The 659-nt window shown below is 68.7% G+C and carries 1 protein-coding gene; it reads left to right on the forward strand.

The window, feature by feature from the left end; translation table 11 throughout:
* The first annotated feature begins 101 nt into the window (after positions 1-101).
* Positions 102-560 (forward strand): peroxiredoxin, encoded by a 459-nt coding sequence (locus tag ACFQH9_RS32020; protein ID WP_379572208.1) that lies wholly within the window; start codon positions 102-104, stop codon positions 558-560.
* Positions 561-659 lie beyond the last annotated feature (99 nt).

Raw genomic sequence — 659 nt, forward strand, 5'->3', positions numbered from 1 at the left:
ACGCGCCCTCGCCGCCCAGGGTTTCTAAACACGGCCTAGTAGGCTCGTCTCGACGTCTGCCCGCGCCGCGGGCATCCGCATGCCTTCGAGGAGAACGACGCATGGCACCCGAGGTGGGCAGCAAGGCCCCGGACTTCACCCTGAAGGACCAGGACAAGCAGGAGGTCTCGCTCTCGTCCTTCCAGGGCGACAAGGCCGTCCTGGTGGTCTTCTACCCGTTCGCGTTCTCGGGGATCTGCACCGGCGAGCTCTGCACGGTGCGCGACGACCTCTCGTCCTTCCAGAACGACGACGTGCAGATCCTCGCGATCTCCACCGACCCCACCTTCTCGCTCAAGGCGTGGGCCACCGCGGAGAACTACACGTTCCCGCTGCTGTCGGACTTCTGGCCGCACGGCGAGGTCGCCAAGGCCTACGGCGTGTTCAACGAGGGCGCCGGCATGGCCGTCCGCGGGACCTTCCTCGTCGACTCCGACGGCGTGATCCGCTTCGCCGAGGTCAACCAGCCCGGCGAGGCCCGTGACCAGGAGGGCTGGAAGAAGGCCCTCGCGGCGCTGTAGCCGCATCCGGGGCGGTCCCCGCCCCGGTCCGGGCGCGTAGCTCAGCGGGAGAGCACTCGGTTTACACCCGAGCGGTCGCAGGTTCGATCCCTGCCGCGC

Origin of the sequence: Pseudonocardia lutea, from assembly GCF_042658055.1 — a bacterium.
Lineage (GTDB): Bacteria > Actinomycetota > Actinomycetes > Mycobacteriales > Pseudonocardiaceae > Pseudonocardia > Pseudonocardia lutea.

Bases quoted from the DNA above. Each gene is read 5' to 3' on its own strand.
- ACFQH9_RS32020 (WP_379572208.1), top strand. From the start codon at position 102: ATGGCACCCGAGGTGGGCAGCAAGGCCCCGGACTTCACCCTGAAGGAC.